The organism is Kitasatospora sp. NPDC056273 (assembly GCF_042268845.1).
Classification (GTDB): domain Bacteria; phylum Actinomycetota; class Actinomycetes; order Streptomycetales; family Streptomycetaceae; genus Kitasatospora.
Window position 1 is genome coordinate 1 of sequence record NZ_JBHJSJ010000055.1, and the last position, 13,510, is coordinate 13,510.

General features: G+C 74.2%; 12 protein-coding genes. 10 read left to right on the forward strand and 2 right to left on the reverse strand.

Translation table 11 applies throughout. The annotated features are described in order from the left end of the window. Positions 1–104: 104 nt before the first annotated feature. Both ACFCY1_RS33535 and ACFCY1_RS33540 read right to left on the reverse strand, forming a co-directional pair. Complete coding sequence (locus ACFCY1_RS33535; protein WP_117491489.1) at positions 105–1,394, reverse strand: cytochrome P450; 1,290 nt, start codon at positions 1,392–1,394, stop codon at positions 105–107. 26 nt (positions 1,395–1,420) lie between these two features. Then, a complete protein-coding gene (locus ACFCY1_RS33540; protein ID WP_375877027.1) occupies positions 1,421–2,776 on the reverse strand; it encodes a glutamine synthetase family protein in 1,356 nt (451 codons plus the stop codon). 422 nt (positions 2,777–3,198) lie between these two features. On the opposite strand from ACFCY1_RS33540, the gene ACFCY1_RS33545 reads away from it, so the two are divergent. From ACFCY1_RS33545 to ACFCY1_RS33590, 10 genes are all read left to right on the forward strand, one after another. After that, positions 3,199–3,387, forward strand: a complete 189-nt coding sequence (locus ACFCY1_RS33545) for a ferredoxin (RefSeq protein ID WP_049656520.1) — start codon at positions 3,199–3,201, stop codon at positions 3,385–3,387. Between the two features lie 84 nt (positions 3,388–3,471). After that, entirely contained in the window at positions 3,472–4,794 is a 1,323-nt protein-coding gene (locus ACFCY1_RS33550) for an NAD(P)/FAD-dependent oxidoreductase (protein WP_375877063.1), read from the forward strand. A gap of 10 nt (positions 4,795–4,804) precedes the next feature. Then, a complete protein-coding gene (locus tag ACFCY1_RS33555) occupies positions 4,805–5,611 on the forward strand; it encodes an acetoacetate decarboxylase family protein (RefSeq protein WP_049650716.1) in 807 nt (268 codons plus the stop codon). Between the two features lie 53 nt (positions 5,612–5,664). Beyond that, positions 5,665–7,128: an aldehyde dehydrogenase gene (locus ACFCY1_RS33560; RefSeq protein WP_375877028.1), complete on the forward strand. Its 1,464-nt coding sequence runs from the start codon at positions 5,665–5,667 to the stop codon at positions 7,126–7,128. Then, positions 7,121–8,059 carry a 3,4-dihydroxyphenylacetate 2,3-dioxygenase gene (locus ACFCY1_RS33565; RefSeq protein WP_117486940.1) on the forward strand — a complete coding sequence of 313 codons (939 nt, stop codon included), beginning with the start codon at positions 7,121–7,123 and terminating at the stop codon, positions 8,057–8,059. Before ACFCY1_RS33560 ends, ACFCY1_RS33565 begins: the two co-directional genes overlap by 8 nt. A gap of 12 nt (positions 8,060–8,071) precedes the next feature. Continuing rightward, on the forward strand, positions 8,072–8,917 hold the full coding sequence (locus ACFCY1_RS33570; protein WP_074005209.1) for a fumarylacetoacetate hydrolase family protein: 846 nt from the start codon (positions 8,072–8,074) through the stop codon (positions 8,915–8,917). Positions 8,918–8,944: 27 nt separating this feature from the next. Continuing rightward, positions 8,945–9,562 carry a TetR/AcrR family transcriptional regulator gene (locus tag ACFCY1_RS33575; RefSeq protein ID WP_049650720.1) on the forward strand — a complete coding sequence of 206 codons (618 nt, stop codon included), beginning with the start codon at positions 8,945–8,947 and terminating at the stop codon, positions 9,560–9,562. Positions 9,563–9,702: 140 nt separating this feature from the next. Beyond that, positions 9,703–11,151: an APC family permease gene (locus tag ACFCY1_RS33580; protein WP_049650721.1), complete on the forward strand. Its 1,449-nt coding sequence runs from the start codon at positions 9,703–9,705 to the stop codon at positions 11,149–11,151. A 137-nt stretch (positions 11,152–11,288) separates the two neighbouring features. Beyond that, the gene (locus ACFCY1_RS33585; protein ID WP_375877029.1) at positions 11,289–12,776 is read left to right on the forward strand and encodes an aldehyde dehydrogenase; all 1,488 of its coding nucleotides are present in this window, start codon (positions 11,289–11,291) and stop codon (positions 12,774–12,776) included. After that, a complete protein-coding gene (locus tag ACFCY1_RS33590) occupies positions 12,773–13,507 on the forward strand; it encodes a gamma-glutamyl-gamma-aminobutyrate hydrolase family protein (protein WP_375877030.1) in 735 nt (244 codons plus the stop codon). Before ACFCY1_RS33585 ends, ACFCY1_RS33590 begins: the two co-directional genes overlap by 4 nt. Positions 13,508–13,510 lie beyond the last annotated feature (3 nt).

Below are 13,510 nucleotides of genomic sequence, written 5' to 3' on the forward strand. Positions count from 1 at the left end.
CCCACCGCCCCCCCGCCGGGCGGCGCTCCCCCCCCGCCCCCCGGGCCCCGGGCCCCCCGCGGTCCCCGCACGGGCGGCGGCCCGTCCGACCTCGTGCGGCGGGGTCAGGCGAGGGTGACCTCGACCGGGAGCCGCTTGATGCCGTTGACGAAGTTGGAGCGCACCCGCGGGACGTCCCCGGCGAGTTCGATGCCCGCCAGCCGCGGGATCAGCTCCTCGAACATGATGCGGATCTCGGTGCGCGCGAGCAGGTTGCCCAGGCACAGGTGGGGGCTGCCCTTGCCGAAGGTGACGTGGTCGTTGTCGCGGCGGGTCACGTCGAAGTCGTAGGGGTTGCCGAAGACCTCCTCGTCGCGGTTGCCGGAGGCGAACCACATCACGACCTTCTCGCCCTCCCTGATCCGCCTGCCGCCGAGTTCGACGTCGCGGGTGGCCGTGCGGCGGAAGTGGTAGACGGGGGAGGCCCAGCGCAGGAACTCCTCCACCGCGCCGGGGATGAGGGACGGGTCCTGCTGGAGGCGGGCGAGCTGCTCGGGGTGCTGGAGGAGGGCCAGCATGGAGTGGCTGATGGTGTGCCGGGTGGTCTCGTTGCCGGCGACGACCAGCAGCAGGAAGTAGTTGTCGAAGTCCTGCGGCGAGAGCGGCACCCCGTCGCGGGGGGTCTCGTTGACCAGCCTGGAGACCAGGTCGGTGCCGGCGCCGCCGCGCCGCTGCCGGGCGAGTTCGCGGCCGTAGGCGAAGACCTCCAGCGAGGCGGGCGAACGGAACGGCAGGTCGCGGTACTTCTCGCTCTCCGCGCTGTGCAGCAGGACGTCGGCGTAGTCCGGGTCGGTGTTGCCGATGATCCGGTTGCCCCAGTCGATGAGCTGCTGGTTGTCCTCCGGGGGCACGTCCAGGAGGCGGGCGAGCACGTTGATCGGGAAGTCGGCGGAGACCTCCTTGACGAAGTCGAAGCGGCCCTTGGCCAGGGCGGCGTCCAGCGTGGTGGCGGTCAGGCCGCGCAGGAAGTCGGCGTAGCTGTTGATCACGCCCGCGCCGAACTGGCGCTGGAGGATGCTGCGCAGGGCGCGGTGGCGGACCCCGTCCAGCTCCAGGATGGAGGCGCGCTTCTTGATCTGGTCGTCGTCGACCTCCTCCAGGTTCACGAACCTCGTCGAGGTGAAGGTCTCGGCGTCCCGGTCGACGCGGGCGATGTCGGCGTGCCGGGTGACCGCCCAGAAGCCGGAGTTGGGCGCCTCCTCCGGCTGCCAGTGCACCGGGTCCTGGTGGCGCAGGGTGTGGAACATCCGCCACGGGGTGACGCCGTCGGTGAAGTTGTCGAGGTCGGCCAGGTCCACCTGGTCGAGGGGCAGCGGTTCGTCGATGGCGCCGGAGGCGGGCGGCGTGGACGGCACGGTGGTCACGGTTGGTCTCCTCGGTCTCACAGGTGGTACGCGTACTCGGTGAACTCCCAGTCGGTGACGTGCCGTTGGAAGCGGGCGACCTCGTCGCGCTTGTACGAGAGGTAGGCGTCGACGAAGTCCCGGCCGAGCACCCCGGTCAGGTCCTGGTCCGCCTCCAGGGCGTCGAGCGCCTCGGGCAGGGACGTCGGCAGCAGCGCGGACCTGGCGCGGTCGTAGCCGTAGCCCTCCAGCGGGGCGGCGGGCTCCTCGCCGGCGAGGACGCCCAGCAGGGCCGCCGCGACGGTCCCCGCGATCAGCAGGTAGGGGTTGGCGCTCGCGTCCCCCAGCCGCAGCTCGAAGCGGCTGCCGGAGCCGCGCTCCGGCGGGATCCGGACCATGGCGCTGCGGTTGTCCAGCCCCCAGTCGATCAGCCAGGGGGCGAGGGTGTCGGGGCCGAAGCGCTTGTAGGAGTTGACCGTCGGGTTGGCCAGCGCCGCGAGCGCCGGGGCGTGGGCGAGGACGCCGGCCACCGCGTGGCGCGCGGTCGCGCTGAGCCCGTACGGCGCGGCCGGGTCCGCGAAGACGTTGCCGCCCGCGCCGTCCACGCAGGACAGGTGGAGGTGGAAGCCGGAACCGCCGGCGCCCTGGAAGGGCTTGGCCATGAAGGTGGCCAACCGGCCTTCCTTGCGGGCGAGTTCCTTGACCGCGGACTTGAAGCGGAAGGCGCGGTCGGCGGCCGCCATGGCGTCGGAGTGGTTGAGGTTGATCTCGAACTGGGAGCCGTCGAACTCGTGGTTGCCGTTGGTGATGCCGATGCCGAGGTCGCGCAGCAGGCGCAGGGTGCGCAGCAGGTGGTTGTCGGCGTCCGCGCGCAGCCCCGCCGTGTAGACCACGCCGGCGGCCTCGCTGTAGCGGCGCCAGCCCTGCGGCGTCCCGGGCGCGGCGTCGCACAGGAAGTACTCCAACTCCGGCCCCACGACCGGGTGCAGGCCGTGCTCCCGGCACCGGTCGACGACCGTGCGCAGCAGGTCGCGGGGGGATTCCGGGGCGGGCCGTCCGGTGGCCGGGTCGGTGACGTCGCCGAGGCAGCTGGCGACTCCGGGCTCCCAGGGCAGGGCGGCCAGGGTGTCGAGGTCGGGGCGCACGCAGATGTCGGGCAGGCCGGCGTCCAGGCCGCCGGGGACGGGGACCACGTCGCCCTGGGGGCTGGTGTGGTAGACGGCGCGGCAGAAGGCGAGGCCGTGTTCGCAGGCCGAGGGCAGGTGGTCCAGCAGGACGTCCCGGGCCCGTTCGGTGCCGATGAGGTCGGGATAGGTCACCCGGACCACGTCGATGCCCTGGGCGGCCAGCCGCTCCAGGTGGTGGCGGACGGGCGGGATGTCGGATGCGCTCACCGGTGTCTCCTCTGGGGGAAGTGGGGCGCCTCCCCGCGTTCACGGCGTCGGGAGGCCAGGGCGCACGGCAGTGGCGGGGTGGGGGAGGGGGCGCGGCGGCTTCGGGCTGCGGGGTGGGGCAGGACACGCTCGCTCGCTGGTGGCAAACGGTAGGGACGCCGGTCGCTCTCCCGCAAGGGGTCTGCCCCAGAAATTTATCCATCCGGATAGCTCTTGACCAGAGGCCGGCTGCTTCCTATGTTATTTGACATCAAACGTTTTGGCGGTCGCTCGTCACCGCCTTCCTCGGCGGCCATCGCCCCCTGCCTCCGGCGTCCGCCGCCCCCTCGGCCGTGATCCGGCCCCCGCGGCCCCACGCCCCCCGCGATCCCCCCGTTCCCTCCCTTTCCCGCGACGCTCCCCCACCACCAGGAGGACCGGCCATGAAGGTCGTCGTCGACATGAACAAGTGCCAGGACCACGGCCAGTGCGTCTTCGCCGCCCCCGACGTCTTCCGCTTCGACGAGGACGGACACCTCGCGTACGTCGCCCACCCCGACGAGGGCCTGCGCGCCGACGTCGAGGAGGCCGCCGACGTCTGCCCGCTCCAGGCCATCCGGATCGAGGACTGAGCCGTGACCGCACCCACCGCCGGGGCCGGCGTACCCACTGCCGGGGCCGGCACGCCGACCGCCGGGGCCGGCGCACCCGTCGTCGTGGCCGGCGCCTCCATGGCCGGGCTGCGCGCCGCCGAACAGCTGCGCGCCGCGGGCTGGGACGGGCCGATCACCCTCGTCGGGGACGAGCCCCACATGCCCTACAACCGGCCCCCGCTGTCCAAGGAGGTCCTGGCGGGCACGGCCTCCTTCGACTCGCTCGCCCTCCGGCCCCGGGCCGGCGTCTCCGACGTGCACTGGCGCCTGGGCACCGCGGTCGTCCGGGCCGACCTCGACCGCCGGACCGTCGAACTCGACGGCGGCGAGACCCTGCCCTACCGCGCCCTCGTCGTGGCCACCGGCATGCGCGCCCGGCGGCTGCGCTGCCCCGGCCCCGCCACCGGACGGCACACCGTCCGGACACAGGCCGACGCCCGGGGGCTGCGCGAGGCGCTGACCCGGCCCGGCGCGCGGGTGGTCGTGGTCGGAGCCGGCTTCATCGGCTGCGAGGTGGCCGCCACCGCCGTCGCCCTCGGCGCCGCCGAGGTCACCGTCGTCGACCCGCAGCCGCTGCCCATGGTCGGCCCGCTGGGCGAACTGCTCGCCGGGTCGCTGCTCGGCCGCCACCGGCGGCGGGGCGTCCGCTTCGCCCTCGGCACCGGGGTGACCGGCTTCCGGGGCGAGGACCGGGTCACCGGGGTGGCGCTGGCGGACGGCCGGGTGCTGGACGCGGACGTGGTGGTGGAGTCGGTCGGCTCGGTGGCCAACACCGAGTGGCTCGAGGGCAACGGCCTGGACCTCTCCGACGGCGTGCGCACGGACGAGCACCTGCGGGCCGGCGGGCGGCCGGAGGTGGTCGCCGTCGGTGACGTCGCCCGCTTCCCCAACGCCCGGTACGACGGCGTCCCGCGCCGCGTCGAGCACTGGTCCATCCCCACCGACACGGCCAAGCACGCCGCCAGGGTGCTCGCCGCCCACCTCGCCGGCGCCGACCACGGTCTCGCGCCGTTCGCCCCGCTGCCGACCTTCTGGAGCGACCAGCACGACTTCCGGCTGCAGTCCTTCGGCGCCCCCGGCCTCGGCCGGGACGACGCGCGCGTCCTGGCCGGCGACCTCGACGGCGACCCCGACGGGGACGTCCTGGTCGGCTACCACCGGGCCGGCCGCCTGGTCGGCGTCGTCGCCCTCGGCGGGCGGGGTGCCTCGGCGGCCGCCGCCCGCTACCGCGCCGAGCTGCTGCGGCGGCCGGACGTCGAGCAGCCGGACGTCGAGCAGCCGGCCGTCGAGCAGCCGGCCGTCGAACAGCCGGCCGTAGAGCAGCCCGCCCTCCCGCAGCCGGCCGTAGCGCGGCCCGCCCTCCCCCACCCCGCTCCCACCGCGTAAGGAACCCCAAGTGGCCAGTGTCCGTGGATACTTCCACCCCAAGACGGCGACCGGCGACTCGTCGCTGATCCCCCCGCCGCCGTGGCGCTACTCCGGCGACCTGCTCACCGTCGAGTACCGCACCGACCCGGCCCGGGTGCGCGAGCTGCTGCCCGAGCCGCTGGAGCTCGCCGACGAGGACCCGGGCGCCGTCGCGCTGATCTGGGCCGACTGGCAGTCCTGCTCCGACTCCGGACGGGAGCTGCTCGACCCGGTGCGCGCCCAGTACAAGGAGGCGTTCGCCGTCGTCCGCTGCGCGTACCGGGGCCGGACGTACAGCCGCTGCGCGCACATCTGGGTCGACAAGGACTTCGCGATCGCCCGGGGGCTGCACCAGGGCTACCCGAAGAAGCTCGGCTCCATCCACCAGACCCGGCCGCACCCGTACGGGCCCGCCCCGCGGATCGAGGCCGGTGCCCGGTTCGGCGCGACCCTCGCCGCCGCGGACCGGCGCCTGGCCCAGGCCGTCGTCACGCTGCGCGAGCCGTCGGAGAGCAACGGCTTCGTCAACGGCCACCCGATGCTCCACCACCGCTGGCTGCCCTCCATCGAGAAGGGCAAGGGCCTCGCCCTGGACGAGCTGGTCGAGTCCGGCGCCGCCTCCTTCGAGGCCGGGCAGCCCTGGGTGGGCGACGCCGAACTGGAGCTGTTCGAGGCGCCCACCGAGGAGCTGGCCCGGCTGGAGGTCCGCGAGCCGATCGCCGCCTACTACCGGCAGGTCGGCGTGGTGTGGGACGGCGGCCGGCTGCTGGAGTCCGGCACCTCCGGCGCCGAGTGACCCCGCCGCCGCACCGCCCACGAGGAACCCGGAGACACGAGGAAGCGCAGGACATGAGCGAACACACCACCACCGTCGCCGGGGTCGCCGTCGACACCCGGCACTGGATCGGCGGCGAACGCGTCGCCTCCGCCGGCACCTTCACCGACGTCTCGCCCGTCGACGGCGCCGTCCTCGGCGAGATCGCCCGGGGCACCGCGGCCGAGGCCGCCGCCGCGGTCGCCGCCGCCAAGGCCGCCTTCCCCGCCTGGGCGGCCACCCCGCGCGAGGAGCGGGCCCGCCTCCTGCACGCCGTCGCCGACGGCGTGGAGCGCCGGCTGGAGGAGCTGGCCGTCGTGGAGACGGCCGACAACGGCGCCCTGCTGCGCTCGCACCGCCGCGGCGTCATGCCCCGGGTCGCCCACAACTTCCGCTTCTTCGCCGACTGGCTGCTGCGGCTCGGCCACGAGGACTTCGACACCCGCGGCCACACCAACCACGTCAGCTGGGACCCGGCCGGCCCCTGCGTGCTGATCACCCCCTGGAACGCCCCGCTGATGCTGGCCACCTGGAAGGTCGCCCCGGCCCTGGCGGCCGGGAACACGGTCGTCCTCAAGCCCGCCGAGTGGTCGCCGCTGACGGCCTCGCTGCTCGCCGGGATCGCCGCCGAGGCGGGGCTGCCGGCCGGCGTCCTCAACGTGGTGCAGGGGTACGGCTCCGAGATCGGCGACGCCCTCACCTCGCACCCGGACGTGCGCCGGATCAGCTTCACCGGGTCCGTGCCGACCGCCCGGCGGATCGCCGCGTCGGCCGCCGCCAACCTCACCCCGCTCAGCCTCGAACTGGGCGGCAAGTCCCCGCTGCTGGTCTTCGCCGACGCCGACCTGGACCTCGCCGTCGAGCTCGCGGTGGAGCAGTACGACAACGCCGGCCAGGTCTGCCTGGCCGCCACCCGCCTCCTCGTCGAGGAGACGGTCGCCGAGGAGTTCACCCGGCGCTTCGTCGAGCGGGCCGCACGCCTCGTGCAGGGCGACCCGCGGGACGAGGCGACCGACATCGGCCCCACCGTCCACCCCCGCCAGCTGGAGAAGATCGACGGCTTCGTCCGGCGGGCCGTCGCGGCCGGCGCCCGCACCGTGATCGGCGGCCGGCCCCGGGACGGCCGGTACTACGCGCCGACCCTGCTCACCGATGTCGCCCAGGACGCGGAGATCGTCCAGGAGGAGGTCTTCGGCCCCGTCCTGACCCTCCAGACCTTCGGCACCGAGGAGGAGGCCGTCCGGCTGGCCAACGACACCCGCTTCGGCCTGGCGGCCACCGTGGCCACCGGCGACCCGGAGCGCGCCCGCCGCGTCACCGCGCGGCTGGTGGCGGGCACCGTCTGGGTCAACTGCTTCTTCGTCCGGGACCTCCAGGCCCCGTTCGGCGGCTCCCGCCACTCGGGCGTCGGCCGCGAGGGCGGCACCTGGAGCTTCGACTTCTACTGCGACGTCAAGAACACCGTCACCTCGCCGAAGGGGTGGACCAGCCATGGGTGAGATCGTCGGGGCCGGCCTGCTGGCCCACGTGCCCACCATCGTGCTGCCCGAGGAGACCAGGCGCCGGCTGAACGACGGCCGGGAGATCACCCTCGTCACCGGCCTGCGGCAGCTGCGCGAGGAGGTCTTCGAGCGCGCGGACTACGACACCGTCGTCGTCCTGGACTCCCACTGGGCGACCACCGTCGAGTTCGTGGTCACCGCCCAGCAGCGCCGGGCCGGGCTGTTCACCTCCGAGGAGCTGCCGCGCGGCATGTGCCGGATGCCGTACGACTTCCCCGGGGACCCCGAACTCGCCCGCGCCATCGCCTCGTTCGCCGACCGGCACGGCACCTGGATCACCCCGGTCGACGACGCGTACCTGCCGATCTACTACGCCACCGTCAACCTGTGGAAGTTCCTCGGCGAGGGCCTGCCGGACAAGCGCTGGGTGACCATCGGCGTCTGCCAGACCGGCGACGCGGAGGACCACCTGCGGCTGGGCCGCGCCCTGGCCGACGGCATCGCCGCCACCCCGGGCCGGCGGGTGCTGCTGATCGCCTCCGGGGCCCTGTCCCACACCTTCTGGCCGCTGCGCGAGCTGCGCGACCACGAGTCCGGCGACCCGGCGCACATCTTCACCCCCGAGGCCCGGGCGGCCGACCGGGAGCGGATCGCCTGGTTCAAGGAGGGCCGCCACGACCGGGTCCTCGACACCATGGACGAGTTCCGGCGCCACCGGCCCGAGGCAGGGTTCTCCCACTACCTGATGATGGCCGGCGCCCTCGGCGAGCGGGCCTGCACCGCGACGGCGCGCCAGTACGGCGAGTACGAGAACGCGATCGGCACCGGCCAGGCCCACCTCTGGTTCGACCGCCCGCAGGGCGGCTGGACGGGCACCGGCCCGTCCGCCGCCTCGGCCGGCCCGCGCAACCCCCACAGCCTCCGCTAGAAAGGCCCCGCCATGCCCGAGTACCGCCGCATCCTGCTCGACGGCGCCGCCGTCCAGACCGTGCGCGAGGGCGACGACCTGGTGGCCGGCGACGGCCGGCGCGTCGCGGCCGAGGACGCCCACCACCTGCCGCCCGTCGTCCCCTCCAAGGTGATCGCCGTCCACCTCAACCACCGCAGCCGGGTGGAGGAGTTCCGGATCGGCCTGCCCGACAGCCCCACCTACTTCCACAAGCCGACCTCGGCGCTCAACTCCCACCGGGGCGCGGTCGTCCGCCCCGAGGGCTGCAAGTGGCTCAACTACGAGGGCGAGGTCGCCATCGTGATCGGCCGCACCGCGCGCAACGTCTCCCCGGCCGAGGCGGGGGAGTACATCGCCGGGTACACCGTGGCCAACGACTACGGCCTGCACGACTTCCGGGACACCGACGCCGGCTCCATGCTCCGGGTCAAGGGCTCCGACACCCTGTGCCCGCTCGGCCCCGGGCTGGTCACCGACTGGGACTTCCACGGCAAGCGGCTGCGGACCTACGTCAACGGCGAGGTCGTCCAGGACGGCTCCACCGACGAGATGACCTGGGACATGCACTACCTCGTCGCCGACATCGCCCGCACCATCACCCTGTACCCCGGCGACGTGCTGCTGTCCGGCACCCCGGCCAACTCCCGGCCGGTGGCGCCCGGGGACCTCGTCGAGGTGGAGGTGGAGGGCCTCGGCCGGCTCGCCAACCGCATCGTCGCCGGGCCGACCCCGGTGCGCACCGACGTGGGGGCGCAGCCCACCGAGTCGGAGGAGGTGCTGTCCACCGCCCTGGGCGGGGACTGGGAGTTCCGCGGCATCCGGCCGCCGAAGCGCTGACCGGTGCGCGCCGGTAGGGTCGATCACATGACCGATCCCGTCAAGCCCACCACCGTCGAGCGCGGCCCCCGCAAGCGCGTGACGAACTACGGGACGGGACGGACGGCCCTGCTGGACGCCGCCGTGCGCGTGGTGGCCCGGGGCGGTCTGCGCAAGCTCACCTACCGGGCCGTCGCCCAGGAGGCCGGTGTCACCCACGGGCTCGTCGTGCACTACTTCGGTACGCGGGACGCGCTGATCGAGGAGGCGCTGACCCACGCCATCCGCTCCTCGCTGAGCGTCAGCGCGCTCGGCGTCGGCACCGGCCCCGCGGCCGACTTCGCCACCGGTCTCGTGGAGATGGTCGAGTCCGGTCCCGAGGTGCAGGCCTTCCAGTACGAGCTGCTGCTGGAGGCCCGCCGCCGGCCGGAGCTGCTGCCGCACCTGCGCGGCCTCTACGAGGAGTACTTCGAGGCCAGCCGGAGCGAGTTGGGCCGGATCCTGCCCGGCCCGGTGAGCCGCGGCATGTCCCGGCTGGTCTTCGCCGCGCTGGAGGGCCTGGTGCTGCACCAGCTGGTCTTCGGTGAGCGGGAGGCCACCGAGGAGGCGCTGGCGGAGCTCAGGGGCCTGCTGGCCGGGCTGGCCGAGGAGCCCGACGGGCGCTGACGCCGCGCCGTCCAAGCCCCTTTTTCCTGCTTCCCGACCCCTTGTCAAACGCATGGCGCCGCCCCACGATGAGGCAACTCGTTTGACCTGAAACGACCTTCTCCGGACCTTCCCCCACTTCGACCTGGCAGGTGATCCGTGTGGACAGTCGGACGACGTCCTCCGAACGGACCGAGCGGGACGCCCCCACCGCGGCCACGCTCAAACCCAACGCCCTGGGTGTCCTGGGCATCCTCTTCTTCGTCCTCTCCGGCCAGGCCCCGCTGACGGGCATCGCCGGCGCCGCCCCGATCTCGGTCGCCCTCGGCAACGGCTCCGGCACCCCCGCGGCCTACGTGGTGGCCGGGGCGGTGATCCTGCTCTTCTCCGTCGGGTTCATCGCCATGGGCCGGCACGTCGTGGACGCCGGAGCCTTCTACACGTACATCGGCACCGGCCTCGGCCGGGCCGCCGGCGCGGGCAGCGCGAGCGTCGCCCTGTTCGCCTACTGCGTCATCCAGGCGGCGATGTACGGCCTGTACGGCTCGATCGTCAGCGGGCTGGTCTCCGACCACACCCCGCTCCACCTCCCGTGGTGGGTCTACACCCTGGTCACCATGGCCGTGGTGCAGGCCCTCGGCGCCCTGGGCATCGAGATGGGCGCCCGGGTACTGGCCGCGTTCGTCCTCGCCGAGTTCAGCATCCTGCTGGTCTTCGGCGTGGTCACCCTGGTCAAGGGCGGCGGGCCGGAAGGGCTCGGGGTGGCCGAGAGCTTCTCCCCGTCGGCCGCCCTCCAGGGCGCGCCGGGCGTCGCCGTGATGTTCGCCCTGGCCTCGATGTTCGGCTTCGAGGCCACCGCCATCTACGGCGAGGAGGCGAAGGAGCCCAAGAAGACCGTACCGAGGGCGACCTACCTCTCGGTGACCGTGGTCACCGTCTTCTTCGCCCTCACCTCGTGGATGCTGATCTCCGCGTACGGCGCCGCCAAGGCCCCTGCGGCGGCCGCCAAGGCGGTGGCCGCCGGGGACTCCGCCGGGTTCGTCTTCGCCCCCGTGGCCGACCTGTTCGGCGGCTGGATCGGCGGCGTCCTGCCGGTCCTGCTCGCCACCTCGCTGTTCGCCGGCGTCCTGACCTTCCACAACTCCGCCAGCCGGTACCTGTTCTGCCTCGGCCGGGACCGGCAGCTGCCCGCACCGCTGTGCCGGCTGAACCGGCGGCACGCCCCGGCGGTCGCGGGCCGGGTGCAGACCGCCATCGCCGTCCTCCTGGTCGTGCCCTTCGCGCTGGCCGGCAAGGACCCGGTGCTCACCCTCTTCTCCTGGTTCAGCGGACTCGCCGTCCTGGCGATGATGCTGCTCTACCTGCTCACCTCGGTGTCCGTCGTGGTCTACTTCCGCCGCCGACGGGTCGACACCAGGCTGTGGAACACCGTGATCGCCCCCGTGCTGGGCGCGCTCGGCATCGCCGGTGCCATCTGGCTCATCCTGGCCAACTTCACCACCCTGATCGGCGGCGAGGCGGGCACCGCGCTGTGGCTCGTCCTGTCCGTGCCGGTCGTCATGGCGCTCGGCGTGGCCAACCAGCGCATCCGGCGCCGACGCACCGGCTGACGCGCCCCCCGGTCGATGCTTCCCCCGGTCGACACCTTCCCCGGCTGGCGCTTTGCCCGGCTGACGCTTTCCCCGGCGCGCGCCCGCAGGCAGGGCGCGCGCCACCCACCCCGCACCCACGTGCTCCGGAGGACCCGATGACCCTCGCCACCCACGACGACTGGCTGCGCCGGGCCGAGGCGCTGGAACCGGCCGTCACGCACCTGATCGACGGCGCCGACGAACCCGGCGACGGCGCTTTCCCCGTGGTGTCGCCCCGCGACGGCCGGGTGCTGGCCGAGGCCGCCGACGCCGGCCCGGCCGAGGTCGACGCGGCCGTCGCCGCCGCCCGCCGCGCCTTCGACCACGGCCCCTGGCCGCGGCTCTCCCCGGCCGACCGCGGACGGATCCTGCTGCGGTTCGCCGACCTCCTGGAGGAACAGCGGACCGAACTGGCGCTCACCATCAGCCTGGAGATGGGCAAACCGGTCACCGACGCCCACGACATCGAACTGCGGGCCGTCATCACCACCTTCCGCTGGTACGGCGGGCTCGCCGACAAGCTCACCGACGAGTCCCCGCACACCGCGCCCGACGCCCTCGCCCTCGTCACCCGGGAGCCCGCCGGGGTCGTCGGCGCGGTCGTCCCGTGGAACTTCCCGCTCACCCTGGCCGGCTGGAAGATCGCCCCGGCCCTGGCCGCCGGCTGCACGGTCGTCCTCAAGCCCTCGGAGCACTCCCCGCTGTCCGCCCTGCTGCTCGGACGGATCGGCCTCGCGGCCGGGCTGCCGTCGGGCGTGCTCAACGTCGTGGCCGGCGACGGACCGGTGGCCGGCCGCGCCCTCGGCCTCCACCCCGACGTGGACGTCCTCGCCTTCACCGGCTCCACCGCCGTCGGCCGCCACTTCCTGCGCTACTCCGCCGACTCCAACCTCAAGCGGGTCTGGCTGGAGCTGGGCGGCAAGTCGCCCAACATCGTCCTGCCCGACGCCCCCGACCTGGAGCGGGCCGCGGCCACCGCCGCCTGGGGCATCTTCTTCAACCAGGGCGAGATGTGCACCGCGCCCTCCCGGCTGCTGGTCCACCGCTCCGTCGCCGAGCAGGTCACCGAGGCCGTCGTGGCGCGCGCCCGCGCCCTGCGGGTGGGCGACCCCCTCGACCCGGCCACCGAGATGGGCGCCCTGGTCGGCGAGCACCACCTCGACCGGGTGCTCGGCCACGTCCGCACCGCCCTCGACGACGGCGCCCGCCTGCGCGCGGGCGGCGGGCGCACCCTGGCCGGCACCGGCGGCTCCTACCTCGAACCGACCGTCTTCGACCGGGTCGCCCCCGACAGCCGGCTGGCCCGCGAGGAGGTCTTCGGCCCGGTGCTCTCCGTCCTCGCCTTCGACGACCTCGACGAGGCCGTCGCCCTCGCCAACGCCACCGAGTACGGCCTCGCGGCCGGCCTGTGGACCTCCGACCTGTCCACCGCCCACCGGGTCTCCCGCGCCCTCAGGGCCGGTACGGTCTGGGTCAACTGCTACGAGGAGGGCGACCTCACCGTGCCCTTCGGCGGCATGAAGCAGTCCGGCAACGGACGCGACAAGTCCGCCCACGCGCTGGAGAAGTACACCGAACTCAAGACCACCTGGATCCAGTTGTGACCCGTCGCCCGCCCACGGCCCGCCGCCCGCTCGTCGCGGTCCCCGCCCGCTTCGCCGCCACCACCTCCGCGCTGCGGTACGCCGCGGAGGTCAACGCCCGCGCGCTGGTCGAGGCCGTCTGGCGGGCCGGCGGCGAGCCCGCCACCCTGCACCCGCACGCGCCCGGCGGCACCGCCGACCCCGAGGAGGTCGCCGCCCGGCTCTCCCGCTTCGACGCGCTGCTGCTCCCCGGCGGCGGCGACCTGGCACCCCACCGCTACGGGGCGCCCGACGCCCACGAGGCCGTCTACGACGTGGACGAGGAGCAGGACGCGTTCGACCTGGAACTCGCCCGGCGGGCCCTCGCGAGCGGACTGCCGCTGCTGGCCGTCTGCCGCGGACTCCAGGTGGTCAACACGGTGCTCGGCGGCACCCTGCACCAGGACATGGGCGGCCCCGGACGGGACCACCGCCACCTGCGGCACCCCGTCCCGCTCGCGCCCGGCTCCGCGCTGGCCCGGATCACCGGCGCCGGGGAGGTCCGGGTGTCCTGCTACCACCACCAGCACGTGGACCGCCTCGGGGAGGGCCTGGCCGTCACCGCCCGGGCCGTCGACGGGACCGTCGAGGCCGTCGAACTCCCCGACTACGAGGGCTGGTTCGCCGCCGTGCAGTGGCACCCCGAGGACACCGCCCACGAGGACCCGGCCCAGCAGCGCCTCTTCGACGCCCTGGTGCGGGCCGCCGACTGAGTC